Annotated in this window: 24 protein-coding genes; 16 read left to right on the top strand and 8 right to left on the bottom strand. The window is 51.7% G+C overall.

All coding sequences use genetic code 11. The annotated features are described in order from the left end of the window. Window positions 1-83: 83 nt before the first annotated feature. The 4 genes from argT (at window position 84) to hisP (ending at window position 3,170) form a co-directional block, all read left to right on the top strand. Window positions 84-866, top strand: a complete 783-nt coding sequence (gene argT, locus ABIC79_RS05440; protein ID WP_013574564.1) for a lysine/arginine/ornithine ABC transporter substrate-binding protein ArgT — start codon at window positions 84-86, stop codon at window positions 864-866. Between the two features lie 106 nt (window positions 867-972). Then, window positions 973-1,659 (top strand): histidine ABC transporter permease HisQ, encoded by a 687-nt coding sequence (locus tag ABIC79_RS05435; protein ID WP_013574565.1) that lies wholly within the window; start codon window positions 973-975, stop codon window positions 1,657-1,659. Continuing rightward, window positions 1,656-2,369, top strand: coding sequence for an ABC transporter permease (locus ABIC79_RS05430; RefSeq protein WP_013574566.1), 714 nt, complete (start codon window positions 1,656-1,658; stop codon window positions 2,367-2,369). Before ABIC79_RS05435 ends, ABIC79_RS05430 begins: the two co-directional genes overlap by 4 nt. Window positions 2,370-2,396: 27 nt before the next feature. Beyond that, window positions 2,397-3,170 (top strand): histidine ABC transporter ATP-binding protein HisP, encoded by a 774-nt coding sequence (gene hisP, locus ABIC79_RS05425; RefSeq protein WP_013574567.1) that lies wholly within the window; start codon window positions 2,397-2,399, stop codon window positions 3,168-3,170. Window positions 3,171-3,217: 47 nt separating this feature from the next. Here the strand turns inward: hisP and pepT are convergent, their stop codons facing one another. Further along, window positions 3,218-4,450: a peptidase T gene (gene pepT / locus ABIC79_RS05420; protein ID WP_217215909.1), complete on the bottom strand. Its 1,233-nt coding sequence runs from the start codon at window positions 4,448-4,450 to the stop codon at window positions 3,218-3,220. Between the two features lie 159 nt (window positions 4,451-4,609). Between pepT and ABIC79_RS05415 the strand changes: the two genes are divergently transcribed. Next, on the top strand, window positions 4,610-6,205 hold the full coding sequence (locus tag ABIC79_RS05415; RefSeq protein ID WP_013574569.1) for an ABC transporter substrate-binding protein: 1,596 nt from the start codon (window positions 4,610-4,612) through the stop codon (window positions 6,203-6,205). Between the two features lie 654 nt (window positions 6,206-6,859). Here the strand turns inward: ABIC79_RS05415 and ABIC79_RS05410 are convergent. Continuing rightward, a complete protein-coding gene (locus ABIC79_RS05410; RefSeq protein WP_112197091.1) occupies window positions 6,860-7,756 on the bottom strand; it encodes a TIGR01777 family oxidoreductase in 897 nt (298 codons plus the stop codon). 142 nt (window positions 7,757-7,898) lie between these two features. Then, complete coding sequence (gene yfcG, locus ABIC79_RS05405; RefSeq protein ID WP_013574571.1) at window positions 7,899-8,528, bottom strand: GSH-dependent disulfide bond oxidoreductase; 630 nt, start codon at window positions 8,526-8,528, stop codon at window positions 7,899-7,901. Window positions 8,529-8,844: 316 nt separating this feature from the next. On the opposite strand from yfcG, the gene yfcD reads away from it, so the two are divergent. Continuing rightward, complete coding sequence (gene yfcD / locus ABIC79_RS05400) at window positions 8,845-9,477, top strand: NUDIX hydrolase YfcD (protein WP_112151210.1); 633 nt, start codon at window positions 8,845-8,847, stop codon at window positions 9,475-9,477. A gap of 38 nt (window positions 9,478-9,515) precedes the next feature. Here yfcD and ABIC79_RS05395 read toward each other — a convergent pair whose 3' ends face one another. Next, window positions 9,516-10,532, bottom strand: a complete 1,017-nt coding sequence (locus ABIC79_RS05395) for a LacI family DNA-binding transcriptional regulator (protein ID WP_037036215.1) — start codon at window positions 10,530-10,532, stop codon at window positions 9,516-9,518. A gap of 354 nt (window positions 10,533-10,886) precedes the next feature. On the opposite strand from ABIC79_RS05395, the gene ABIC79_RS05390 reads away from it, so the two are divergent. From ABIC79_RS05390 to ABIC79_RS05370, 5 genes are all read left to right on the top strand, one after another. Further along, window positions 10,887-11,330: a PTS sugar transporter subunit IIA gene (locus ABIC79_RS05390; protein WP_013574574.1), complete on the top strand. Its 444-nt coding sequence runs from the start codon at window positions 10,887-10,889 to the stop codon at window positions 11,328-11,330. A 138-nt stretch (window positions 11,331-11,468) separates the two neighbouring features. Beyond that, complete coding sequence (locus ABIC79_RS05385) at window positions 11,469-11,750, top strand: PTS sugar transporter subunit IIB (RefSeq protein ID WP_013574575.1); 282 nt, start codon at window positions 11,469-11,471, stop codon at window positions 11,748-11,750. Between the two features lie 50 nt (window positions 11,751-11,800). Further along, window positions 11,801-13,177 carry a PTS ascorbate transporter subunit IIC gene (locus ABIC79_RS05380; RefSeq protein WP_013574576.1) on the top strand — a complete coding sequence of 459 codons (1,377 nt, stop codon included), beginning with the start codon at window positions 11,801-11,803 and terminating at the stop codon, window positions 13,175-13,177. A 104-nt stretch (window positions 13,178-13,281) separates the two neighbouring features. Next, window positions 13,282-14,115 (top strand): transketolase, encoded by an 834-nt coding sequence (locus ABIC79_RS05375; RefSeq protein ID WP_354566611.1) that lies wholly within the window; start codon window positions 13,282-13,284, stop codon window positions 14,113-14,115. Further along, a complete protein-coding gene (locus tag ABIC79_RS05370) occupies window positions 14,108-15,061 on the top strand; it encodes a transketolase family protein (protein WP_013574578.1) in 954 nt (317 codons plus the stop codon). The genes ABIC79_RS05375 and ABIC79_RS05370 overlap by 8 nt, the downstream gene beginning before the upstream one ends. 94 nt (window positions 15,062-15,155) lie before the next feature. On the opposite strand, the gene pta is transcribed toward ABIC79_RS05370, so the two are convergent. Then, window positions 15,156-17,300 carry a phosphate acetyltransferase gene (gene pta / locus ABIC79_RS05365; protein ID WP_153374992.1) on the bottom strand — a complete coding sequence of 715 codons (2,145 nt, stop codon included), beginning with the start codon at window positions 17,298-17,300 and terminating at the stop codon, window positions 15,156-15,158. A 181-nt stretch (window positions 17,301-17,481) separates the two neighbouring features. After that, window positions 17,482-18,684 (bottom strand): acetate kinase, encoded by a 1,203-nt coding sequence (gene ackA, locus ABIC79_RS05360; RefSeq protein ID WP_013574580.1) that lies wholly within the window; start codon window positions 18,682-18,684, stop codon window positions 17,482-17,484. 103 nt (window positions 18,685-18,787) lie between these two features. On the opposite strand from ackA, the gene ABIC79_RS05355 reads away from it, so the two are divergent. The 5 genes from ABIC79_RS05355 to ABIC79_RS05335 all read left to right on the top strand — a co-directional run bounded on the left by ABIC79_RS05355 (window position 18,788) and on the right by ABIC79_RS05335 (window position 23,179). Next, on the top strand, window positions 18,788-18,976 hold the full coding sequence (locus ABIC79_RS05355) for a hypothetical protein (RefSeq protein WP_112151348.1): 189 nt from the start codon (window positions 18,788-18,790) through the stop codon (window positions 18,974-18,976). Window positions 18,977-19,204: 228 nt separating this feature from the next. Continuing rightward, window positions 19,205-19,660: a terminus macrodomain insulation protein YfbV gene (yfbV, locus tag ABIC79_RS05350; protein WP_013574582.1), complete on the top strand. Its 456-nt coding sequence runs from the start codon at window positions 19,205-19,207 to the stop codon at window positions 19,658-19,660. 195 nt (window positions 19,661-19,855) lie between these two features. Beyond that, window positions 19,856-20,350 (top strand): YfbU family protein, encoded by a 495-nt coding sequence (locus ABIC79_RS05345; RefSeq protein ID WP_013574583.1) that lies wholly within the window; start codon window positions 19,856-19,858, stop codon window positions 20,348-20,350. Between the two features lie 24 nt (window positions 20,351-20,374). Next, window positions 20,375-21,028: a sugar phosphatase gene (locus tag ABIC79_RS05340; RefSeq protein ID WP_013574584.1), complete on the top strand. Its 654-nt coding sequence runs from the start codon at window positions 20,375-20,377 to the stop codon at window positions 21,026-21,028. A gap of 318 nt (window positions 21,029-21,346) precedes the next feature. Then, entirely contained in the window at window positions 21,347-23,179 is a 1,833-nt protein-coding gene (locus ABIC79_RS05335; protein WP_013574585.1) for an SLC13 family permease, read from the top strand. Window positions 23,180-23,187: 8 nt separating this feature from the next. On the opposite strand, the gene yfbR is transcribed toward ABIC79_RS05335, so the two are convergent. Next, complete coding sequence (yfbR, locus tag ABIC79_RS05330; protein ID WP_354566610.1) at window positions 23,188-23,787, bottom strand: 5'-deoxynucleotidase; 600 nt, start codon at window positions 23,785-23,787, stop codon at window positions 23,188-23,190. A gap of 117 nt (window positions 23,788-23,904) precedes the next feature. Beyond that, window positions 23,905-25,119 (bottom strand): pyridoxal phosphate-dependent aminotransferase, encoded by a 1,215-nt coding sequence (locus ABIC79_RS05320; protein WP_013574587.1) that lies wholly within the window; start codon window positions 25,117-25,119, stop codon window positions 23,905-23,907. Window positions 25,120-25,477: the final 358 nt, after the last annotated feature.

Raw genomic sequence — 25,477 nt, 5'->3', positions numbered from 1 at the left:
TTTGCATCGTTCAGCAAACTATAAAAAGACGTTCATTCACGCACACACAACCACAACAGATGAATAATCACTGAGGCTAATGTATGAAAAAGTTGTTCAAGGTTCTCCCGCTGGTTCTGGTCTTAGCCAGTGCAGGTAGTGCATTTGCTGCCGTGCCTAAAGCAATTAATATCGGTACTGATCCGACTTACGCCCCATTTGAATCAAAAGACTCCAGCGGCAAGCTGGTTGGTTTTGATATCGACCTGGCCAACGAGATGTGCAAACGTGCAGCCATTAAATGCACTTACGTTGAAAGTGATTTTGATGCGCTGATCCCGTCCCTGAAAGCGAAAAAGATTGATGCGATTATTTCCTCATTATCCATCACTGAAAAACGCCAGCAGGAAATTGATTTCACAGAGAAACTTTACGCCGCTAACGCCCGTCTGATCGCGCCTAAAGGTTCTAAAGTTCTGCCTACTCTGGATGCGCTGAAAGGTAAAAATGTCGGCGTTCTGCAGGGTTCCACTCAGGAAGCTTATGCCAACGCGATGTGGCAGCCAAAAGGCATCAACGTAGTCGCTTACCAGAACCAGGATCTGATTTATGCGGATCTGGCTTCCGGTCGTCTTGACGCGGCATTCCAGGATGAAGTGGCAGGCAGCGAAGGCTTCCTGAAACAGGCTGCAGGTAAAGATTACGCGTTTGCTGGCCCGTCAGTTAAAGACGATAAATTCTTCGGCGTGGGTACCGGCATGGGTCTGCGTAAGACGGATACTGACCTGAAAGACGCACTGAATAAGGCATTTGACAGCATGCGTAAAGACGGGACTTACGACAAACTGGCGAAAAAATACTTCGACTTTGATGTTTACGGCGGCTGATACGCGTCGTGAGATGTGCCAAAGGGGGCGGTGTGCCGCTCCCTGCGGTTCTGACGCTGGCCGTCTTTTTGTCTGCGCAGGGATCCACTAAAGACAGGAAAAAACCATGCTGTATGGGTATTCCCAGGTAATTATCCAGGGCACGTTAGTGACACTGGAGCTGGCGATTTCGTCAGTCATTCTGGCGCTGGTGATAGGGTTAATCGGCGCGGGCGGGAAACTGTCAAAGAACCGGATCGTGTCTGGTTTTTTTGGTTGCTACACCACGCTTATTCGCGGCGTACCTGATCTGGTATTAATGTTATTGATTTTCTACGGGTTGCAGATTGCGCTTAACAGCGTCACCGAATCACTGGGATTGACGCAAATTGATATCGATCCGATGAGCGCCGGTATTATCACGCTGGGCTTTATCTACGGGGCTTATTTCACTGAGACGTTCCGTGGTGCGTTTATGGCGGTCCCGCGTGGACAAATCGAAGCTGCGACGGCTTTCGGGTTCAGCGGTTCACAGATTTTCCGACGAATTTTATTTCCGGCCATGATGCGCTTTGCACTGCCGGGTATTGCCAACAACTGGCAGGTTATTCTCAAAGCCACCGCGCTGGTGTCATTGCTGGGTCTGAATGATGTGGTCAAAGCCACGCAACTGGCCGGGAAAGGCACTTATCAGCCGTTCTATTTTGCGATTGTGGCGGGAGTGGTTTATCTGATTTTCACCACGCTGTCGAACGGCGTGCTGGTATGGCTTGATCGCCGTTATTCGCTGGGTGTGAAGAGGGCTGATCTATGATCGAAATTTTACAACAGTACGGTATGTCTTTGCTCTACAGCGATGGCTACCGTTTTACCGGTCTGGCGATCACCCTGTGGTTACTGATCAGCTCCGTGGTGATAGGCGGATTACTGGCGGTACCGATGGCGGTGGGGCGCGTGTCTTCTAACAAATTCCTGCGTTATCCGATCTGGCTGTACACCTATATTTTCCGCGGAACGCCGCTGTATGTTCAGTTGCTGGTGTTTTATTCGGGGATGTACAGCCTGGAAATCGTGCGTGGTACCGACTTCCTCAATGCCTTCTTCCGCAGCGGGCTTAACTGTACGATTCTGGCGCTGACGCTCAACACCTGTGCCTACACCACCGAGATTTTTGCCGGTGCTATCCGCGCAGTACCGCACGGCGAAATCGAAGCGGCCAATGCCTACGGTTTCTCACGCTTTAAACTGTACACCTGCATTATTTTGCCGTCGGCATTACGTACGGCGCTGCCTGCTTACAGTAATGAAGTCATTCTGATGTTGCACTCCACCGCGCTGGCATTTACCGCCACGGTACCGGACGTGCTGAAAATAGCCCGCGACATCAACTCGGCGACGTATCAGCCGTTTTATGCTTTCGGGATTGCAGCAGTGATTTATCTTTGTGTTTCTTTTGTCCTGATCGGGCTGTTCCGCAAGGCGGAAAAACGCTGGCTGGCTCACGTAAAGCCCCAAGCTCATTAATAAGAATTATTTTTGCGGAATAACTTTATGCCAGAAAACAAATTAGCGGTTCTCGATCTCCACAAGCGCTATGGCGACCACGAAGTGCTGAAAGGTGTTTCGTTGTCGGCCAATGCGGGTGATGTGATCAGTATTATCGGTTCATCAGGTTCCGGAAAAAGTACCTTCCTGCGCTGCATTAACTTCCTCGAGAAACCAAGCGAAGGCTCGATCAGCGTTAATAATCAGGATATCCGCATGGTGCGCGACACCGACGGTCAGCTGAAAGTGTTTGATAAGAAGCAACTGCAACTGCTGCGTACCAAACTGACGATGGTGTTCCAGCATTTCAACCTGTGGAGCCACATGACGGTGCTGGAAAACGTCATGGAAGCGCCGGTGCAGGTGCTGGGGCTGAGCAAAGCCGAAGCGCGTGAACGTGCGGTGAAATACCTCGATAAAGTGGGCATCGACGCCCGCGCACAAGGTAAATATCCGGTGAACTTGTCAGGCGGTCAGCAACAGCGTGTGTCTATTGCCCGCGCGCTGGCGATGGAACCGGAAGTGCTGCTGTTTGATGAGCCGACTTCCGCGCTGGATCCTGAACTGGTCGGCGAGGTGCTGCGTATCATGCAAAAGCTGGCGGAAGAGGGGAAAACCATGGTGGTGGTAACGCATGAGATGGAGTTTGCCCGCCATGTCTCCAGCCACGTCATTTTCCTGCATCAGGGTGTGATTGAAGAGCAGGGCGATCCTGCTGAAGTCTTTGGCAATCCGAAAAGCGCCCGTCTGCAACAGTTCCTTTCCGGTGCGCTGAAGTAACATCTGTACGCGCCTTCCCCTCACATGAGGGGAAGGTTTAAAGCAAATCAACCTTTCGCGGCCAGCAGGCACAACTGAAGGGTCAGTTCATAGGACTTCACAAACGAATTCACCGGCAGGAACTCAAACTTCGAATGGAAATTGTGCGCGCCGGTAAAGTAGTTCGGCGTCAGTAATCCTTTGGCCGATAATGCTGCGCCGTCGGTGCCGCCACGCATCGGGATCACTTTCGGCTCCACGCCAATTTCTTTCAGGCCGGCAAAGATCAGGTCGATCGCCCGGCGATCTTCGCCGATGGCGCTGCTGATATTGCTGTAGGTATCGCTGATCTCAACTGAGACTTTTGCGGTCGGATACTGCGCGGCTATCTCTTTCGCCACATCCTGAATTTTCTGCTTACGGGCGGCAAAACTGGCGCTGTCGAAATCGCGAATAGAAGCTTTCAGTTCCGCGCCTTGCTGCGAAGCGCTCATGCCGTTGAACCAGATATAACCTTCCCGGCCTTCAGTGTTTTCAGGGGTTTCAGCGCGGTCAAAATGACTGATGAAATCCTGCGCCATCAGCAGCGGATTCACCAGCACGCCTTTGGCCGACATCGGATGCGCTGTCACGCCGGTGAAGGTAATTTCTGCCGCTGCCGCATTGAAGTTTTCATACACCACTTCGCCGAGTTCGCAGCAGTCGATGGTGTAAGCAAAATCGACATCAAAGCGGGCGAGATCCAACGCCTTGGCACCGCGCAGACCAATTTCTTCGTCAGGCACAAACGCCACCACGATATCGCCGTATTCCTGCTCAGCCGTCAGGTTTTCCAGCAATGTCATCACCACCGTCACTGCCGCTTTATTATCCGCACCCAGCACACTGGTGCCGTCGCTGAAAATAATATCCTCACCTTTGTAAGGCAAGATTTCCGGGCGTTCCGCAGGGCGCAGCCAGATATCCAGCGCCTTGTTCAGACACACATCCTCACCGGTAAAACGCAATGTCTGCGGATGAATATCCGGGCGCAGGCCGACATCCACGGTATCGATATGCGTGATAAAACCGATACGCGGCCCCCCTTTTTTGGTGCCGGATTTGACTGCCGTCACGGTGGCATATTCATCGATCTGAATATTTTCCAGACCCAGCTGATGCAGTTCTTCAGCCAGCAACCGCGCCATGTCGTGCTGGCCCGGCGTGCTGGGTAAGGTCGTCGCGCTGGCATCACTTTGTGATGTCACGGAGAGATAGCGGTAGAAGCGTTCGGTAAGCTGTGTTGCGATTGTTGTCGACATCTTAACCTCTGAATGTGCGCAAATATTGTTCCCTGTTATAAGATTTTCATATATAACAAAGTATTACTACGTGTTATCCAGATGTTAATCTGTTTTTGCTTTAGGTTCCACGATGAAGAAGATCTAAACACTCTCCGGACAGGGAAAATAGGGAAAAGAATGAAACACAACATCTTAAAAATAAGCACAGGTTTACTGGCGTTAACCATCACCAGCGGCGTTTGTGCTAAAACGCTGGTTTACTGCTCCGAAGGCTCGCCTGAGCAATTCAACCCGCAACTTTATACATCGGGCACTTCCGTGGATGCCAGCGCTGCGCCAATTTATAACCGTCTGGTGGATTTCAAAATCGGTACTACAGAACTGGTGCCGAGTCTGGCGGAAAGCTGGGAGGTCAGCGCAGACGGTAAAACCTATACCTTCCACCTGCGTAAAGGCGTGAAATTCCAGAGCAGCAAGTTGTTCAAACCCACCCGCGACTTCAACGCTGACGACGTGATCTTCTCGTTCATGCGCCAGAAAGACGAGAATAACCCTTATCATAAAATTTCCGGCGGCACTTACCTTAACTTCGACAGCCTGAAAATGGGCGATCTTATCGGCAGCATTGATAAGGTGGATGATTACACGGTGCGCTTTAACCTGACACGTCCCGAAGCGCCGTTCGTGGCCGATCTGGCGTGGTATTTTGCTTCCATCCTCTCGGCGGAATATGCCGATCAGATGCTTAAAGCCGGTACACCGGAAAAATTGGATCAGGATCCAATTGGGACCGGGCCGTTTGAGCTGGTGCAGTACCAGAAAGATACGCGCCTGCTGTACAAAGCGTTCCCGGACTACTGGCAGGGCAAATCTAAAATTGACCGTCTGGTGTATACCATTACGCCTGACGCCTCAATGCGCCTCGCCAAACTTGAGAAAAACGAATGCCAGGTGATGCCGTTCCCGAATCCGGCTGATCTGGATCGTATGCGCGCCAATAAAGACATCAACCTGATGAGCAAGGCTGGCCTGAACACCGGTTTCCTGTCGTTCAATACGCAGAAAGCGCCGCTGGATAATGTGAAAGTGCGTCAGGCGCTGACCATGGCCATTAACAAACCACAGATCATTGAAGCGGTGTTCCACGGTACGGGAACCGTCGCGAAAACGCTGCTGCCGACGGGGGTCTGGAGTTACAACGACAAACTGGTGGATTACGATTACTCACCGGAGAAAGCCAAAGCTCTTCTGGCCGAAGCCGGGATGCCGAACGGTTTTGATATCGATTTATGGGCGATGCCGGTACAGCGTCCGTATAACCCGAACGCCCGGCGTATGGCGGAAATGATCCAGGCGGACTGGGCAAAAATTGGCGTGAAAGCGCATATCGTCAGTTACGAATGGGGTGAATACCAGACCCGTATCCGTAACGGCGAACATATGGCAGCGCTGATGGGCTGGACAACGGCGAACGGTGACCCGGATAACTTCTTTGGTCCGCTGTTTACCTGTAATGCCGCGAAGGGCGGTTCGAACTCAGCGAAATGGTGTTACGCGCCGTTTGACCAGTTGATCACCGAAGCGAAAGAAACCACCGATCATGCGAAACGTGTGGCGCTTTACGAGCAGGCCCAGCAGATGATGCACGATCAGGCACCGGCGGTGATGATCGCCCACTCGACCATTTTCGAACCGGTACGCAAAGAAGTGAGCGGTTATGAAGTGGACCCGTTTGGGAAACATGTGTTTTATCAGGTGGATGTGAAGGAGTAGAACCTGAGGGGGGGAAATTGAATTGTGAAAGTTTCGGTTTCTCAATAACAGTTCTCACACGAGATATTTCGCCGAAACCGAGCAGAGGGGAAAGGCTTTTCCCCTCTGCACTCCCCTCGCTTTTTCACTGCGCGCTGTCGCTGGAACGAAGGACATGTTCTGATCGTTCTGAGTGTGGCGCAAAATGTCATCGCTCCGCGATTCCCTCATTTCAGGCTTCGAGCCATAGGTCTCGAACCGTTCATTCGGTGCCATTTTTGAGCACGCCAATCAACATTTCTAAAAGATAAAACCTCTCTGTTTTTGAATTTAAGAACGTGCGGGCGATTCAGAAATCTTGCTGAACGGAGCGGCCTGAAGACCAAGGCTTCAGGACCGAGAGAAGGCACCGCGCAGCGGCAAGATTTCCAGCCTGTCGCAGTGATAGCTGAAACATAGCCAGCGAGCGAAGCGCTTGTTGAAAAAGCGAGGAGGAATCCAAAGGAGGAAAAGCACTTTCCTCCTTTGGGCGGTTTCGGTGCAGAAAGTTAAGTAATCTCAGTTATTGAGAAACCGAAACATCCCCCCGATCAGTTTTTAAAAAGCGCCAGTACCGCGCCATTGTACCTATGAGACCCCAATCTGGTTGAGCAGGGTGAAGGGCTGCCAAACCCTTCATCCCAGCAAATCCTCCAGCGTTTCCTTTAACTCCTGATGCTTAAACACAAACCCTGCTGCTTCCAGCCGGCGCGGCACTGCCCGCTGACCACCCAGCACTAATACAGCTGATTCGCCCATCAGCAAGCGCACCACAGGCGCGGGTGCCCGCATAAACGCCGGGCGGTGCAATACTTCGCCGAGCAGGGCACTGAATTGCTCGTTGCGCGCCGGATACGGCGACACCATATTGAACGGGCCGGAAAGTGTTTCGTGTTCCAGCAAGAACAGAATCCCGTCAATCATGTCGTTGATGTGGATCCATGGCATGTATTGCTGACCATCACCGAGCGGGCCACCGAGACCGGCGCGGTAGGGCAGAACTATTTTGGCCAGCGCACCGCCTTTTTCAGCCAGTACGATGCCGGTGCGCAGCAAACAAACACGCGTCGCCGCGCTTTGTGCTGACATCGCCAGTGCTTCCCAGCGGGCACACAATTGCCAGGTAAACTGCTTGTTAGGCGGCTCATCTTCAGGCACCAGAGCCTGGCCCTGATCGCCGTAATAGCCGACCGCCGAACCGGAGATAAACACGGCAGGGGGCTTTTCACTGGCGTTAATCAGCGTTGCCAGCTTTTCTGTCAGCTTCCAGCGGCTCTCGCATAACAACGCTTTGTGTTCTTTGGTCCAGCGTTTGTCGGCAATGGGTTCACCGGCAAGGTTAATTACGGCATCGAAACCGTCGAGCGAGGTTTTTCCTTCCAGCGTTTCCCAGACGGAAACCTGCGACCCGAGTATTTTCGCCGCGCGTTCAGGGGCACGGCTCAGGGCGGTGATCTGATGAGATTGCTCAAGAAGCCGTTCGGTCAATTTTCTTCCGATGAGGCCGGTGGCGCCGGTAATCAAGATCTTCATATCGGGATCCTTAACTGTCTGAATACGCGGATGAACTGTCTTTAATCATAGATGAGTCATCGCAATTAACTCGCGATATGGAGCACAGTTAAGGGTTTTTTATTCTGAGATATTCAGAACGCCTCCGGCAGGCTGAAGGGGCTTACTGAACCTGCGCCAGCGCGTAGGCTTTTTGTGTCGCCGGGCGGCTTTTAACCCGTTCGAACCAGTTGCGTACGGCAGGGTATCCAGCCAGATCAATACGCTGGCGTTCATGAGCCGCGACCCACGGATAAGTGGCCATGTCGGCGATACTGTAATTCTCCCCGGCGATATAGGCATTTTTCTCTAACTGGCGGTTCAGCACGCCATACAGACGCTGAGTTTCCTGTAAATAACGCTCAATGGCGTAAGGCACCGGCTGCGGCGCATAATGCGTAAAATGGTGGTTCTGACCCAGCATCGGGCCAAATCCGGCAACCTGCCAGGTCAGCCATTCCAGTGTCACCGTGCGCTCACGCAACTCTTTGCTGAGAAATTTTCCGGTTTTTTCTGCCAGATATTGCAAAATTGCGCCAGACTCAAAAATACTGACCGGTGTGCCGCCGTCAACGGGCTGACTGTCGACAATGGCCGGGATTTTGTTGTTGGGTGAAATGGCGAGGAATTCAGGTTTGAATTGCTCCCCTGCGCTGATATCAATACGGTGGAGCCGGTATTGCAGGCCACTCTCTTCAAGAAAAAGAGAAACTTTATGGCCATTCGGTGTTGGTGCGTAATAAAGATCGATCATATTGCCTCCTGCGTTGTTTTAATCACTCTCCGCGAATGGCGGGGCGGGATGCGCTAATGTGGAACGGGTAATCACAAGCTTCTTATCCGATTGAGTAGGGTATCATAATGCAGATGTTTAGAAGTCTATGTCGGACTTGTCTGATGGCGAACTTTGCGGGGTAACATAGCTTTTAGGTTGCATCAACGCATCCATAGCTATTGAAGCCACCCAGCAGACCCAGATAGAATCTCCGGACATTATCGACGTGTTGCAAAATCACAGCGCACAGACTTATTGCGCACAGACCAGCGCTTAAAAGAGAAGGTTCCAGCGGATGTCAGAACAAGAGCAAAACATCAGTACGGATGAGTGGGTTGATATCGTCAACGAAGACAACGAGGTCATTGCCCAGGCCAGCCGACAACAAATGCGTGCTCAGGTCCTGCGTCATCGTGCCAGCTATATTGTGGTTCATGATGGAATGGGGAATATTTTGGTTCAGCGTCGGACTGAAACCAAAGATTTCTATCCGGGCTGGCTCGATGCAACGGCCGGTGGTGTGGTGCAAAGCGGTGAAAATATACTTGATTCAGCTCGCCGTGAAGCCGAGGAAGAGCTGGGTATTGCCGGTGTGCCGTTTGCAGAGCACGGTCAGTTCTACTTTGAAGAAGAGAACAAATGTCGCGTATGGGGGGCATTGTTTAGCTGTGTATCCCATGGCCCGTTTGCCCTGCAGGAAGAAGAAATTGATGCCGTCCGCTGGATGACACCGGAAGAAATCACTGCGCGTTGTGATGAATTTACGCCGGACTCCCTGAAAGCACTTTCTCTGTGGATGACGCGAAACAATGAGAAAGAACACGGTAAGCCGCTGACCCGTGAAGCCGTAGCCCCTGTGGCGGATGCGTCTGTCCCGGGTAATAAAGAAAACGATGAAGAAGAATCGTCAGCGAAAGATGATATCTGAATCACATCACGGGCGAACGCATATCGCCCGTTCTCTTTTTAGCAACTCTCCCGCTTGCACAACGACGAAGCGATCGTCACTTCTTCCCATTCCTCGTCATTAATCCTCGCCAGCAATGCCTGGGCAGCGCGCACCCCGATTTCTTTATGCGGAATAGCAATAGTGGTCAGCGGCGGCTGGCATACTTTACTGACATCGGCATTGCCGAAGCCGACCACGGCAAGTTCATCTGGCACTTTGATGCGTCTGCGCTGGCATTCATACAGTGCGCCACAGGCGAGATCGTCGGAAACACACACCAGCGCGTCAATTTCCGGCCAGGCAAGCAGGAACTCCGGCAGTTGCTGAGCGCCGGTGGAAAAGCTGGCAGGCTCGGCGGCGTTTATCACCCGGTGCGGGGACATGTGCGCTTTCAACATGGCCTTACGCCAACCCTGAAGGTGCTGCTGGAAAATCCACTGTTCCTGATTGGCACACAGCATGCCAATATTCTGATATCCCTTCGCCACCACCGTCTGGGTCAACTGAAACATCGCCTCGACATAATCAATGCCGATATTCATGTCGATTGGCGAAGTGGTCAGCGCACCGATTTCCAGCACCGGGATGGTCAGGTTATCCAGCCATTGACGTACATTGGCGGAGTGTTCAACGGACAGTAAAATCGCCGCCGCCAGATTGTAGGAAAGCAACGTTTCCAGCAGTTTTTCTTCCCGCTCAATACGATGTTGAGATTCCGCCAGCATGATCTGATAACCGGCCGGTTGCAGCACTTTCTGTAGCCCGGCAAACATCTCGGCGCAGCCCGCTTCGGAAAGGCTCGGCACAATCATCGCAATGGTATTTGAGGAGGCGGAAGCCAGGGAACTGGCGGCCTGGTTGGGCAGATATCCCAGCTGACTGACCGCTTCTTCGATCTTCTCCCGTAGCTTATCGGAGACCTGTTCGGGTGTGCGCAGCGCACGGGAAACAGTCATGCTGCCCACGCCCGCCAGTTGCGCGACATCAGCCAGCGTCACTCTTCCGGTACTGCGTCTTTTCTTGTTAATGGACATTCACGATCCTGACCTTAACTGCGCATCTTGCGCAAAATGTATACCCACAGGTATAGCGAAAAAAGCGGGCCGCAGCAGGACCGGTAAATCGGGAACCACGGCAGAATTCGGTAAATTATCGGCAATTTCCCGACAAAGTATACCGTTATTTATGCGATCCACGGGACGGCGATACCGCTGTGTGATTATTTTTGATAGCGCTATCACAGATCTCAATGATAGAAGTTTGGTAGCGCTATCTTTGAGATCTGTATCACAGATGTTAACGCTACCGCTGAAGTAGAGTCTGGATCGTTGGTGCGGTCTGGGGGAAATTTGACCGGCCATCTTTAAAAATAAAAACGGAGCATCACTATGCTGAATGATTGGCTGACATCTGAACGAATTCAGATCAGAACGGATATCACGGACTGGCGGCAGGCAGTGGAAGTGAGCGCTGAGCCACTGCTGAAAGAAGGGACAATTACCCCGGATTACCTGACGGCTATTTTTGCTCAACGGGAAAAACTGGGGCCGTATTTTGTTCTGGCGCCGGGCATTGCGATGCCACACGCCAGACCAGAAGAAGGGGCGAACGGGTTGGGACTCTCGTTGCTGACGCTGCCGCACGGCGTGGCGTTTAATTCAGAGGATAACGATCCGGTGTATACCGTGGTGATGTTATCGGCAGCAGATAAGCACAGCCATATTGAACTGATTTCTGAACTGGCAGAATTATTTTCCAGTGAAGAAGATATGCAGAAAATACATCAGGCAAAAACCATCAGAGAAATTCAGGACGTTATATCCCGCTATTAATTTGACTTAATATTGTAAAGGGAGTGCGACTTAAATCTAAGGGTATTCTGACCATTCATATGCATTAACATGTGCAGATGGAGTACGGTTCTACATATTTTAATCGTTTAAAAAACAGATAAAGGACAAGTGGATAATATGAAAATCATGGCGATTTGTGGTTCCGGTTTAGGCAGCAGCTTTATGGTTGAAATGAACATCAAGAAAGTCCTGAAGAAACTCAATATTCAGGCAGATGTTCAGCACTCTGATTTGTCCTCAGCCATTCCGGGTGAAGCCGACCTGTTCGTGATGGCAAAGGACATCGCTGCCAGTGCCAGCATTCCTGAAAACCAGTTAGTGGTGATTACCAACATCATTGATATTAATGAACTTGAAACAAAACTGATTGCTCACTTTGAAAAACATCCAGTGTCCTGACCGGCACTGAATAACCCTACAAATAAAACAAATAGACAAACGAGGTGGATATGTTTATCCAGGAAACGCTCAAGTTTGTGGTCGATATATTAAAAGTGCCTTCCATACTGGTGGGGCTCATCGCATTAATCGGTCTGGTGGCACAAAAGAAAAACTTTTCTGATGTGGTGAAAGGCACGGTTAAAACAATACTTGGCTTTTTAGTATTGGGCGGTGGTGCAACAGTATTAGTTGGCTCATTAAATCCTTTAGGCGGTATGTTTGAACACGCCTTTAATATCCAGGGTATTATTCCTAATAACGAAGCGATTGTTTCCATCGCGCTGGAGAAATTCGGTGCACCGACAGCGTTAATTATGGCGTTTGGTATGGTGGCAAACCTGATCGTGGCCCGTTTCACCCGTCTTAAATATGTGTTTCTGACCGGTCATCACACGTTTTATATGGCCTGTATGATCAGCGTTATTCTGACGGTGGCCGGTTTTGAAGGTGTTTCACTGGTGTTCACCGGTTCCCTGACGCTGGGCCTTATCATGGCGTTCTTCCCGGCGCTGGCGCAACGTTACATGCGTAAAATTACCGGCAGCGACGACGTGGCATTTGGTCATTTCGGCACCATTGGTTACGTCTTATCGGGCTGGATCGGCAGTAAAGTTGGCAAAGGTTCACGTTCTACGGAAGAAATGAATCTGCCGAAAAACCTCAGTTTCCTGCGCGACAGTTCCATCTCAATCTCACTCACCATGATTATTATTTATCTGATTATGGCGGTGTTCGCGGGTCAGGTCTTTGTTGAGGCGACCTACAGTGCAGGCCAGAACTACCTGGTGTACGCCATCATCATGGCAATTACCTTTGCGGCGGGTGTGTTCATCATTTTGCAGGGTGTGCGTCTGATCCTGGCGGAAATCGTTCCGGCATTCGTCGGCTTCTCCGAGAAACTGGTGCCTAATGCCCGTCCGGCGCTGGATTGTCCGGTGGTGTATCCGTACGCGCCGAATGCGGTGCTGATCGGTTTCCTGTTCAGCTTCCTTGGCGGTCTGGTGGGACTGTTCCTGTTAGGGCAAATGCATCTGGTGCTGATCCTGCCGGGCGTGGTGCCACACTTCTTCACTGGTGCGACGGCAGGTGTGTTCGGTAATGCGACCGGCGGGCGTCGCGGGGCAATGATCGGTGCGTTTGCCAACGGCGTGCTGATTACCTTCCTGCCGGTTCTGCTGTTGCCAGTACTGGGCGCGCTGGGCTTTGCTAATGCCACCTTCTCTGATGCGGACTTCGGCGTTATCGGCATCCTGCTGGGTAATCTGGCTCGCTTTATGTCGAAGGAAGGCATCATGGCGCTGATTGTCGGTATCTTCGCGGTACTGGTTGCCTGGAACTATCTCGGCAAAAAACCGGCGGCTGAGAAAGAAATCACTGAAAAGTAATTCCCTGCACCACTACGTTTTTTAACTCCATCCGGGAAACACTGTCCTGCCTGTTAGAAATAACAGGCCAGGATAAGTGCTCATTAAAATAAGGACCAATGAAGATGAAAGATGTCCAGGAGGTTCGTGATCTGGCCCGCCATATCCGTATCGAGACGCTAAAAATGCTGACCGGTTTAGGATTCGGGCACTATGGCGGCAGCATGTCCGTGGTGGAAACGCTGGCCGTGTTGTATGGCGATGTGATGCGCATCGACCCGAAAAAACCAGACTGGCAGGAGCGGGATTATTTCGTGCTGTCCAAAGGCCATGCTGGTCCGGTGTTGTATGCCACGCTGGCACTGAAAGGTTATTTCCCGGTCAGCGAATTACACACACTCAACCAGAATGGCACAAAGCTGCCGAGCCATCCGGACCGGCTGCGGACCACCGGCGTGGATGCCACCACCGGCTCGCTGGGACAAGGCGTTTCCATTGCGGCGGGCATGGCACTTTCGCATAAGCTGGCTGGTCGCAGCAACCGCGTCTTCTGCATTCTTGGCGACGGTGAGTTGAACGAGGGCCAGTGCTGGGAAGCCTTCCAGTTTATTGCGCACCACAATCTGCATAACCTGACACTGTTCATCGATTACAACAAACAGCAACTCGATGGCACGCTGGATGAAGTGATTAAGCCATTCGATCTGGCCGGAAAATTCAGTGCGTTCGGGTTTGATGTAGAGACCATTAAAGGCGATGACATTGTGGCTATCAGCGAGGCGGTCACGCCGGTTCGTCACGCCGAGCAGCGTCCTCTGGTGGTGATCCTCGACAGCATCAAAGGGCAGGGCGTGAAGTATCTCGAGCAACTGGCGAACTCACATCACCTGCGTTTAACGCCGGATGTGAAACTGGAAATCGAAAATGCTATCGCTGAGCTGGAGGCCACTCATGTTTGAAGTTTCTCTTGAATTGCAAAAAGACGCAGTGGAAATGCGCAAAGTTTACGCCAGCACTGTGCGTGAAAAAATTGTAGAGAACACGCCGATTATCGCGCTGGAAGCCGATCTGATGAGCTCGATGGCGATGGACGGCGTTCATAAAGATCATCCAGATCACGTGATTAACTGCGGCATCATGGAAGCGAATGTCATCGGTGTTGCCGCCGGGCTATCGCTGACCGGTCGCGTGCCGTTTGTGCATACTTTTACCGCCTTTGCCAGCCGCCGCTGTTTCGATCAGCTGTTTATGTCTCTGGATTACCAGAAGAATAACGTCAAAATCATTGCGTCAGATGCGGGCGTCAGCGCCTGTCATAACGGCGGCACGCATATGTCGTTCGAAGATATGGGCATTGTGCGCGGGCTGGCGAGTTCGGTGGTGATGGAAGTCACCGACGCCGTGATGTTCCGCAATATTTTGCTGCAACTGATGGATTTAAAAGGTTTCTACTGGGTGCGTACCATTCGCAAACAGGCTACGCAGGTTTACAAGGAAGGCTCGACGTTTACCATCGGCAAGGCTAATGTGCTGCGTGATGGCACAGACGTGACGCTGATTGCTAACGGGATTATGGTGGCGGAAGCGCTGAGAGCGGCGCAAATGCTGGAACGCGAAGGGGTCAGTGCGGCAGTCATCGACATGTTTACCCTCAAGCCGATTGATAAAGATGTCATCATCAAATACGCCACGAAAACCGGCAAAATTGTGACCTGTGAAAACCACAGTATTCATAACGGACTGGGATCGGCGGTGGCGGAAGTGCTGGTGGAAAACCAGCCGGTGCCGATGCGCCGGGTTGGTGTCAAAGAGCGTTACGGACAGGTGGGCACCCAGGAGTTTTTACAGCAGGAATATGGCCTGACGGCTGAACATATTCTGGAAGCAGCAAAAACACTGCTCTGAATCTTTATCGATCAGCCATGAAGCGCTCCGCAATAAAGACCAAAAAAAACGCCGGACTCAAAAAGCCCGGCGTCTTGCGTTCAGAGGGTTTGGCTTATTTGGCCGCAACCGCTGCTTCTGCCTGAGCAGACTGAATCGCAGTCAGTGCAACGGTGTAGACGATATCGTCAACCAGTGCGCCACGCGACAGGTCATTAACCGGTTTACGCATACCCTGCAGCATCGGCCCGATAGAGACCAGATCCGCAGAACGTTGTACCGCTTTGTACGTGGTGTTACCGGTATTCAGGTCAGGGAAGATGAACACGGTCGCTTTACCCGCAACCGGCGAGTTTGGCGCTTTAGATTGTGCAACATCAGCCATGATCGCAGCATCATATTGCAGCGGGCCATCGATGATGAGATCCGGACGTTTTTCCTGGGCCAGACGGGTCGCTTCACGCACTTTCTCAACGTCGCTACCGGCGCCGGAGTTACCGGTTGAGTAGGAGATCATGGCAACGCGGGGTTCGATACCGAAGGCTGCAGCGGAGTCCGCAGACTGGATCGCGATTTCAGACAGCTGTTCAGCAGTAGGATCCGGGTTGATCGCACAGTCGCCATAAACCAGAACCTGATCAGGCAGCAGCATGAAGAACACAGAGGAAACCAGTGAGCTGCCCGGCGCGGTTTTGATCAACTGTAATGGCGGGCGGATGGTGTTTGCGGTGGTGTGAACAGCACCGGAAACCAGACCGTCAACGTTACCTTGTTCCAGCATCAGGGTGCCGAGAACCACGTTGTCTTCCAGTTGTTCGCGCGCAACCACTTCGGTCATACCCTTGCTTTTACGCAGTTCAACCAGACGCGCCACGTATTCTTCACGGACAGCCACCGGATCAACGATTTCGATGCCTTTACCCAGCGTCACGCCCTGAGCTGCTGCAACGCGTTTGATCTCGTCAGGGTTACCCAACAGAACACATTCCGCGATACCACGTTCAGCACAAAGCGCTGCCGCTTTCACAGTGCGTGGCTCGTCGCCTTCCGGCAGAACGATACGTTTACCGGCTTTACGGGCCAGTTCGGTCAGCTGATAGCGGAATGCCGGAGGTGACAGACGGCGTGAACGTTCAGAGTGTGCGCTCAGGGAGTTGATCCAGTCAGCATTGATGTGAGAAGCCACGTACTGTTGCAGTTTCTCTACGCGCTGATGGTCATCTGCAGGCACTTCCAGATTGAAGCTTTGCAGGCTCAGGGAAGTCTGCCAGGTGTTGGTTTCTACCATGAAGACTGGCAGGCCTGTCTGGAATGCACGTTCGCACAGGCTGTTGATGCGGGCGTCGATTTCGTAGCCACCGGTCAGCAGGATAGCGCCGATTTCCACGCCATTCATGGCTGCCAGACAGGCTGAAACCAGCACGTCAGGACGGTCAGCGGAGGTCACCAGCAGGGAGCCAGGACGGAAATGCTCCAGCATATGCGGAATGCTGCGTGCGCAGAAAGTGACGGATTTCACGCGGCGGGTTTTGACGTCGCCTTCGTTGATGATACGTGCGTTCAGGTGCTTAGCCATGTCGATTGCGCGGGTGGCAATCAGCTCGAAGCTCCACGGAATGCAGCCCAGAACCGGCAGCGGGCTGTTAGCGAACAGCTGAGTCGGGTCGATATTTGCCACGCTGGCTTTGGTGGAATCATCAAAGATTTCAGACAGGTCAGGACGTGTACGCCCCTGCTCGTCAACCGGTGCATTCAGTTTGTTAATGATTACGCCGGTGATATTTTTGTTTTTGCTGCCACCGAAGCTGGAACGGGCCAGTTCGATACGTTCTTTGAGCTGCGCAGGAGAATCATTACCCAGCGCCAGAACGAAGACGATTTCTGCGTTCAGGGTTTTGGCAATTTCGTAGTTCAGCGCATTGGCGAACTGGTGTTTGCGGGTAGGCACTAAACCTTCAACCAGCACCACTTCGGCATCTTTGGTGTTTTCGTGATAACGCGCGATGATTTCTTCCATCAGCACGTCTTGCTGGTTTGAGCTCAGCAAGGTTTCAACGTGGCTCATTTTCAGCGGTTCGGCTGCAGTCACGGTGGAGTTAGCGCGAATAATGGTCGTGGTTTGGTCAGGAGCATCTCCGCCAGTACGCGGCTGGGCGATAGGTTTGAAGATACTCAGGCTGACGCCTTTTTGTTCCATGGCACGGATCACACCCAGGCTGACACTGGTCAGACCGACACTGGTGCCTGTAGGGATCAACATAATTGTACGGGACACGGCTAAACCTCTTTAACGGTTGCCAGGCAGGGACATTCGCAGGTTTGTGCAGAGGGGATAATGATCAGCATAAGCGCGATGATTATCCTGCGCGGTGCGTCCAAACGGGCGGCGTTTGCCTATAAGTGAAAAATTGCCCGCATTACGCGGGCAGTCTTGAATCGAATTATGCAGTCAGACGCGCGGCGTCTTGTGCAATCACCAGCTCTTCGTTGGTTGGGATAACCAGAGCGGCGCGAGTGCCTTCTTTGTTGATCGCCCCGGATTTACCGAAACGGGCAGCCAGGTTACGTTCGTGATCCACTTCAAAGCCCAGCAGGCCTAATTTAGCCAGAGACAATTCGCGAACCATTGCGGCGTTTTCGCCGATACCGCCTGTGAATACGACGGCGTCCAGGCGGCCTTCCATCAGTGAAGTGTACGCACCGATGTATTTCGCCAGGCGGTGGCAGAAGACGTCCATGGCACGTCTGGCATCAGCTTTAGTGGTGTAGTTGTCTTCAACATAACGGCAGTCGCTGGTGACTTCAGTCAGGCCCAGCAGACCCGATTCTTTAGTCAGCATTTTGTTGATTTGATCAACGCTCATGCCCAGAGAATCGTGCAGGTGGAAGATAATTGCCGGGTCGATGTCACCGCTGCGGGTACCCATCACCAGACCTTCCAGCGGGGTCAGCCCCATGGAAGTATCCACACATTTACCGTTACGGATGGCACTGACAGAACCGCCGTTACCCAGGTGGCAAGTGATCAGATTCACTTCTTCCACGGGTTTGTTCAGCATTTTTGCGGCTTCCTGAGTCACGTAGAAGTGACTGGTGCCGTGTGCGCCATAACGACGGACATGGTGATCTTTATACAGGCTGTACGGCAGGGCGTAGAGGTATGATTCTTCTGGCATTGTCTGATGGAAAGCGGTGTCGAAAACGGCAACGTTTTTATCAGCCAGTTTAGGGAAAGATTTCAGTGCTTCATCAATACCGATCAGGTGAGCCGGGTTATGCAGCGGCGCAAACGGGATAGACTCTTTGATACCCTCGATGACAGCGTCGTTGATCAGCATTGATTTGGTCAGCTTCTCGCCGCCATGAACGATGCGGTGGCCGATTGCAACCAGTTCTGCGGACAGCTCAGGTTTTTTGCTCAGAATGTTATTAACGATGAATTTCAACGCTTCACTGTGTGCGGCGCCCGCACCTAAAGCGGCTTCTTCTTTGCCACCGTCCATTTTCCATTTAATGCGCGCTTCTGGCAGATGGAAACATTCGGCTAAACCTGAAATGTGTTCTTCGCCATTTGCAGCATCAATGATGGCAAACTTTAGGGAAGAACTACCACAGTTAAGAACCAGTACAAGCTTACTCGACATGGAAGTACCTATTTATTGTTGGTGCTGTTTAAAAAAAACAATACACGTGGTTAATAAATCGTCAGTCTGACATCAAGCGTAGCGCATAATGGCGGCGACAATTATGATTAACATCATGCCAGAGAGCCAAAACAGGCATGACGATGAAAAAGCTGAAGAATTGCCGGGCTTTGGTTTTTTTAAGCGTCCGGATGACAGAAATAAAGCGGTTTACTGCACCGCATATTTCGGTTTACGTATCTTCAGGGTGTTACTAATCAGCAAAAACACTAACAAAAAATACAATAATTAATTACAAATCCTCTCAGACCGAGGCACTATGGTTATTATGGGGGCGAAAGATTGCAATTCACCGCGTTTGCCCCAAGTTTATATTGATCTCGTTGCCTGAGAGGGTTGCGAGGCTGCGATAGAATACCGACAGGTGCCAGCAAAAACAAAATATATTTTATCGTGATAAACTCCAGTTTGTGTTTTACAACTATTTTTTAAATTTTACACGTGAAGTTGAGGTGCAAAGATGACGAGTAAGCCAACAGGCTCGGTAGGCTGGTTCCAGGTATTCCAGCGCGGGCAGCACTATATGAAGACATGGCCGTCAGATAAGCGCCTGGCTCCGATGTTTCCGGAGAACCGGATTTCTACTGCTACACGCTTCGCGGTACGCATCATGCCACCGGTTGCGGTCTTTACCCTGACGTGGCAAATCGCGCTCGGCGGACAACTCGGGCTGGCCGTCGCCACGGCAATTTTTGCCTGTAGCTTGCCGATGCAGGGACTGTGGTGGCTGGGTCGCCGTTCTCTGACGCCACTGCCGCCGGGATTACTCGGCTGGTTCCACGATGTACGCAATAAACTCACTGAATCCGGACTGGCGCTGGCGCCAGTTGAAGGCACGCCGACGTATCAGTCACTGGCTGACGTCCTTAAGCGCGCGTTCAAACAACTGGACAAAACCTTTTTAGACGATCTGTAAGCCTGATTTCCCCGCTTACTGCGTCTGTCATCATCTATAGTCTTTCATAAGTCGCATTTCACCGGGGGAAAGTCTCCCCTGGTGATTATTTCAGATGAGATCCCGACCCAAATCAAAGAATGGTGTGCTTGCGATTTCGCAGAACTTTGCGCTATGCCATGCTTTGCTCATTATGCAGACATGAGGATTTTCACGATGGAAATGACGAACGCTCAACGCCTGATTTTGTCCAATCAATACAAGATGATGACCATGCTGGATCCCGATAACGCAGAACGCTATCGCCGGTTACAAACAGTGATCGAACGGGGTTTTGGTTTGCAAATGCGCGAGCTGGACAGAGATTTCGGCGAATTGCCGGAAGAAACCTGTCGCACAGTCATTAACATTATGGAAATGCATCATGCGATGCAGGTGTCGTGGACCAATTTAAAAGACACGCAAGACTTGGATCGCCGCCGAATTGATTTCCTGGGTTTTGATGCCGCAACGGAATCCCGTTATTTAAGCTATGTCCGCTTTATGGTGAACACCGAAGGACGTTACACTGATTTTGATGCAGGCACTCATGGGTTTAACTCGCAGACCAAAATGTGGGATAAATACCAGCGTATGTTGGCGGTCTGGCAGTCGTGCCCGCGTCAGTATCACCTGAGCGCGGTAGAGATCGCGCAAATTATCAATGCCTGATGTAAACACTTAAAGGAGTCGCCTGTGCTTTGTAAGGGTTTTTTGTTCGACCTTGATGGAACGTTAGTTGATTCATTACCTGCCGTTGAGCGTGCCTGGGTGAGCTGGGCGCTTAGCTGGGGTGTCAGCCCGCAGGATGTACTGGCGTTTATTCACGGTAAGCAGGCGATCACTTCTTTGCGTCATTTTATGGCGGGTGAAAGTGAAGAAACGATTCAAAAAGAGTTTCTCAAGCTGGAACAAATTGAAGCCACGGACACCGAGGGTGTCGCCGCTCTCCCGGGCGCACATTTGTTGTTAAGCGAACTCAATCGCCAGAATATTCCCTGGGCGATTGTGACTTCCGGATCAATGCCTGTTGCCAGTGCGCGCCATAAAGCGGCGCATTTGCCTGAACCCGAAGTGTTTATCACCGCTGAACAGGTCAAACACGGCAAGCCACAACCCGATGCCTATTTGCTGGGGGCAGAACGTTTAGGTCTGGCACCGGAAGATTGTGTGGTGGTTGAAGATGCCGCCGCCGGTGTGATGGCCGGGCTGGCTGCGGGCTGCAAGGTCATTGCCGTCAATGCGCCAGACGATACACCCGGGATTGAAAATGTTGATTTCGATCTGACTACGCTCGAAATTCTGCTGGTCAGCAGTTCCGACGAAGGTGTGAAAGTCAGCCTGCGTTAAGGACAGAAAAAATACAATTTCCCTGTATAAATTGATATAAACCTCGCCTGTGCGGGGTTTTTTTATGCCATTCTCATACCCAGTCATACTTCAAATTGTCTCTGCGTTGGCTGCGTTACCCGGCCCATCCATGGGCCTCGCCCCTGAAGGAGTCGCTGCAAGCAGCGTACCAGTCTGCTCCCGGCAGATTGGTACCGAACCCCGGTCACTTACTCATGTAAGCCCCGGGGATTCACGCAGTTGCCGCCTTGATACAATTTGAATTATTTAGGGTATATAGCTATTTATCCTCCTCTCTCAACGCAAATGGAGTGTGTTTTGACCGGTGAATTGCTTTGGGTAGTCACGTTACTGGTTATTGCTATGGTGCTGTTCGCGCGCAATACGCTGCGAATGGATATTGTGGCATTGCTGGTGATTATTTCTTTCGTCCTGAGCGGCACGCTGACCATCAATGAAGCGCTGGCCGGATTCAGTGACCCGAACGTCATTTTGATCGCGGCGCTATTTGTCGTCGGGCACGGGCTGGTCAGAACCGGTGTGGCGTATCAGGTCGGTGACTGGCTGATGAAGGTGGCGGGCAACAGTGAAACGCGGATGCTGGTTTTGCTGATGCTCACGGTTGCCGGTCTCGGTGCTTTTATGAGTTCCACCGGCGTAGTCGCGATCTTCATTCCTGTCGTGATCAGCGTTTCGGCGCGAATGAAAACCTCTCCCGCACGACTGATGATGCCACTAAGTTTCGCCGGGCTTATTAGTGGCATGATGACGCTGGTCGCCACACCGCCGAACATGGTGGTCAACAGCGAACTGTTGCGTGAAGGATTCGACGGTTTTGGTTTCTTCGGCGTCACCCCTGTCGGGCTCGTGGTGCTGATAATGGGTATCGGATACATGTTGATCGCCCGTCGCTGGCTGTCATCAGAAGATGCGTCACGAGGCCAGCAGCGCTGGAAGCGGCGAACGTTCCGGGATTTGATCCGCGATTATCACCTGACCGGCCGGGCGCGTCGCGTCACTATCCGTCCGGGTTCGCCTCTGGTCGGGCGTACACTTGATGATGTGCATCTGCGTTCCCGCTACGGCGCGAACGTGGTGGGCATTGAACGCTGGCGTAAATTTCGCCGCGTGATGGTCAGCGCAACGGGGAATACCGAACTGTTTGCGCGCGATGTGTTACTGCTTGATATGTCAGATCCAGACATCTCCATCAGGCAATTTTGCACTGACGAAATGCTCGAGCCTATGGTGCTACGCGGCGAGTATTTCTCTGAGCAATCGCGGGATGTCGGGATGGCCGAAGTCTCGCTGATCCCGGATTCGGAGCTCCTGGGGAAAACGCTGCGTGCCGTCGCCTTCCGTTCGACCTATGGGCTGAATGTCGTCGGGATCCGCCGTCAGGGTGAAGCGCTGGATGGAAAACTGGTGGATGAAGAATTACAGCTCGGCGATATGCTACTGGTCATTGGCGACTGGAAGCTGATCCGCCAGCTTCAGCAACAAATGCATGATTTCATTGTGCTTAATCTTCCTGCCGAAGTGGACGAAGTCGCGCCAGCCCTGAGTCAGGCACCGCATGCATTGTTTTGTCTGGCGCTGATGGTTGCGCTGATGCTGACCGATGATGTGCCTAATGCTATCGCCGCCATTATCGCCTGCATGCTGATGGGTAAATTCCGCTGTATCACGATGGAAGGGGCCTACAAAGCCATTCACTGGCCCAGTTTGCTGCTGATAGTCGGGATGATGCCTTTTGCGCTGGCGCTGCAAAAAACCGGCGGTGTGGCGCTGATTGTGAAGGGGTTAATGGAGGTAAGCGGCGGCTATGGGCCATATATGATGCTGCTGAGTTTATTCATTCTCTGTGCAGGTATCGGGCTGTTTATTTCCAATACGGCGACTGCGGTTTTGATGGCACCGATTGCTATCGCAGCAGCACACCAGATGGGGGTATCGCCATACCCGTTCACCATGATTATCGCTATTGCGGCTTCTGCCGCCTTTATGACACCGGTGTCTTCACCGGTAAACACGCTGGTTATGGTGCCGGGTAACTATAAATTTGGCGATTTCCTGCGCATCGGTGTGCCGTTCACTCTGCTGGTGATGCTGGTCAGCGTTTTTCTGGTGCCGGTGCTGTTCCCGTTTTGACCTTAATATCAGAGCGGGGAATCCAGGCTGATTTCATCCAATGACAGACTGAAGCTCGGAATGAACACTTCCATAAAGTAGTCCATTTCCGGGCTTTTTCTGTCTGCCAGCGTTTTCTCCAGACGGGCTTTCGCCAGTGTGAATTCGTTATTGCCTGCCGACAATTCCTCCAGACATTTCAGGTAAGCACATAACGCATCAGCCTGTTTGACGGTCAGTTTTTCTTCTTCAGTGTAATAATGCTCGTCAATCAGCGGTCGGAAATCTTCCTGTAATTCCTTTGGCAGCATTTCAATCAGTTTCTGCTGAGCAATTTTCTCAATCTTTTTGTACTCATGCGCGATTTGCGGATTGTAATACTTGATTGGCGTTGGCATATCACCGGTAATCACTTCGCTGGCATCGTGATACATGGCGAGCAGGGCAACGCGTTCTGCGCTCAGATTGCCGTTAAATTTACGGTTCTTGATCACGGCTAAAGCATGGGCGACAAAAGCGACTTGCAGACTGTGTTCCAACACGTTTTCGGTGCGGACATTGCGCATCAGCGGCCAGCGGCTGATCAGTTTGAGGCGGGAAAGATGGGCGAAAAAATGGCTCTGGTTCATAGCACTCTCAATAACTACGGTGAATGAGTGACTATTGTGAGCAGTGCGAAACAGTTATGCAAATGCGGAAACTGGCGGGAGAAAGAAAAGGGCGCCATTATCAGCGCCCTTACTGCATTACTGGCGATAGGTTTCGAGGAAACGTCCCAGTTTGTTAACGGCCATTTCCAACTCATCAACGCGTGGCAGCGTCACGATACGCACATGGTCCGGATACGGCCAGTTGAATGCAGAACCCTGAACCAGCAAGACTTTTTGCTGTAACAGCAAATCGAGCACCATTTTCTGATCGTCATGGATGTTAAAACGTTTGGCGTCAATGCGCGGGAACATATACAGCGCCCCTTTAGGTTTCACGCAGGAAACACCCGGGATTTCATTGATCAGTTCCCATGCACGATCACGCTGTTCGACCAGACGTCCGCCCGGCTGAATAAACTCGCTGATACTTTGATAGCCGCCCAGCGCGGTCTGAATGGCATGTTGCATCGGCACGTTGGCACAAAGGCGCATCGAGGCCAGCATTTCCAGACCTTCGATATAACCTTTCGCATGTTTCTTCGGTCCGTTCAGAACCATCCAGCCTTGACGGAAACCCGCCACGCGATAGGTTTTTGACAGACCGTTAAAAGTGACGGTCAGTAAATCCGGTGCCAGTGAAGCGATGGAAATGTGCTGGGCTTCGTCATACAGGATTTTGTCGTAAATTTCGTCGGCAAAAATAATCAGATTATGTTCCCGGGCGATGTCCACAATCTGCATCAGCAATTCTTTGCTGTATACCGCACCGGTCGGGTTGTTCGGGTTGATGATCACAATGCCGCGGGTGCGTGGTGTGATTTTGTCACGAATATCGGCAATGTCCGGGAACCAGTCAGCCCCTTCATCACACAGGTAATGCACCGCATTACCGCCTGATAACGAAACCGCCGCTGTCCACAAGGGGTAATCAGGTGCCGGGACTAACATTTCATCGCCGGTGTTAAGTAATGCCTGCATTGACTGAACAATCAGTTCGGAAACACCGTTGCCGATATAGATATCTTCGACCGTGATGTCGCGCATGTCGCGTGCCTGATAGTGCTGCATGATCGCTTTACGTGCAGAAAACAGACCTTTCGAATCACAATAACCCTGTGCGGTAGGAAGGTTGCGGATAACGTCGACCAGGATTTCATCAGGTGCATCAAAACCGAATGGCGCAGGGTTGCCGATGTTCAGCTTGAGGACTTTATTACCTTCTTCTTCAAGACGTTTTGCTTCTTTGAGCACCGGGCCGCGAATGTCATAACAGACGTTGTCCAGTTTGCGGGATTTTTCAATCGGGGACATGTAAATGAGAGCCTTTTGCAATAAAGCCTGTTCTTCCCTGGTGCGGAGCGACCGTAGAACAGTGCGAAGGGCTCAATTTACTCTCCCGCAGAGGGCATGAGAAGGGCTGCGCACCGTTTTGGTGAAAAACAGCAGTAAAGCGGGCTATGGTGGGTTATTACCTCAAAGTATGAGAAGCTTAATGGTTTATTATGCTGTGTTATTGTTATTTTGTGATTTTATATTTTGCAAATGAGTGCTTTGTGAACAATAAATTCACTGTTTTTGCTGCGTTACCTCTATTCCCGGCGATGTCAGTTTGTTGTCTTTAATGGGGTGAACATCATGAAATCTTACCAAAGCTCGACAAATTCTGAAA

This window comes from Rahnella sp. 2050, assembly GCF_040544515.1.
Taxonomy (GTDB): Bacteria; Pseudomonadota; Gammaproteobacteria; order Enterobacterales; family Enterobacteriaceae; genus Rahnella; species Rahnella aceris.
The sequence above is the reverse complement of the archived record's forward strand: the minus strand, read 5'-3'. Positions and strand labels throughout refer to the sequence as shown.

Coding starts and splice junctions, on each gene's coding strand:
- argT (WP_013574564.1), top strand. CDS start 84: ATGAAAAAGTTGTTCAAGGTTCTCCCGCTGGTTCTGGTCTTAGCCAGT.
- pepT (WP_217215909.1), bottom strand. CDS start 4,450: ATGTCGACAACAATCGCAACACAGCTTACCGAACGCTTCTACCGCTAT.
- yfcG (WP_013574571.1), bottom strand. CDS start 8,528: ATGATCGATCTTTATTACGCACCAACACCGAATGGCCATAAAGTTTCT.
- hisP (WP_013574567.1), top strand. CDS start 2,397: ATGCCAGAAAACAAATTAGCGGTTCTCGATCTCCACAAGCGCTATGGC.
- ABIC79_RS05435 (WP_013574565.1), top strand. CDS start 973: ATGCTGTATGGGTATTCCCAGGTAATTATCCAGGGCACGTTAGTGACA.
- ABIC79_RS05355 (WP_112151348.1), top strand. CDS start 18,788: ATGATTAACATCATGCCAGAGAGCCAAAACAGGCATGACGATGAAAAA.
- yfbV (WP_013574582.1), top strand. CDS start 19,205: ATGACGAGTAAGCCAACAGGCTCGGTAGGCTGGTTCCAGGTATTCCAG.
- pta (WP_153374992.1), bottom strand. CDS start 17,300: ATGTTGATCCCTACAGGCACCAGTGTCGGTCTGACCAGTGTCAGCCTG.
- ackA (WP_013574580.1), bottom strand. CDS start 18,684: ATGTCGAGTAAGCTTGTACTGGTTCTTAACTGTGGTAGTTCTTCCCTA.
- yfcD (WP_112151210.1), top strand. CDS start 8,845: ATGTCAGAACAAGAGCAAAACATCAGTACGGATGAGTGGGTTGATATC.
- ABIC79_RS05345 (WP_013574583.1), top strand. CDS start 19,856: ATGGAAATGACGAACGCTCAACGCCTGATTTTGTCCAATCAATACAAG.
- ABIC79_RS05320 (WP_013574587.1), bottom strand. CDS start 25,119: ATGTCCCCGATTGAAAAATCCCGCAAACTGGACAACGTCTGTTATGAC.
- ABIC79_RS05370 (WP_013574578.1), top strand. CDS start 14,108: ATGTTTGAAGTTTCTCTTGAATTGCAAAAAGACGCAGTGGAAATGCGC.
- ABIC79_RS05390 (WP_013574574.1), top strand. CDS start 10,887: ATGCTGAATGATTGGCTGACATCTGAACGAATTCAGATCAGAACGGAT.
- ABIC79_RS05415 (WP_013574569.1), top strand. CDS start 4,610: ATGAAACACAACATCTTAAAAATAAGCACAGGTTTACTGGCGTTAACC.
- ABIC79_RS05375 (WP_354566611.1), top strand. CDS start 13,282: ATGAAAGATGTCCAGGAGGTTCGTGATCTGGCCCGCCATATCCGTATC.
- ABIC79_RS05430 (WP_013574566.1), top strand. CDS start 1,656: ATGATCGAAATTTTACAACAGTACGGTATGTCTTTGCTCTACAGCGAT.
- ABIC79_RS05410 (WP_112197091.1), bottom strand. CDS start 7,756: ATGAAGATCTTGATTACCGGCGCCACCGGCCTCATCGGAAGAAAATTG.
- yfbR (WP_354566610.1), bottom strand. CDS start 23,787: ATGAACCAGAGCCATTTTTTCGCCCATCTTTCCCGCCTCAAACTGATC.
- ABIC79_RS05380 (WP_013574576.1), top strand. CDS start 11,801: ATGTTTATCCAGGAAACGCTCAAGTTTGTGGTCGATATATTAAAAGTG.
- ABIC79_RS05395 (WP_037036215.1), bottom strand. CDS start 10,532: ATGTCCATTAACAAGAAAAGACGCAGTACCGGAAGAGTGACGCTGGCT.
- ABIC79_RS05385 (WP_013574575.1), top strand. CDS start 11,469: ATGAAAATCATGGCGATTTGTGGTTCCGGTTTAGGCAGCAGCTTTATG.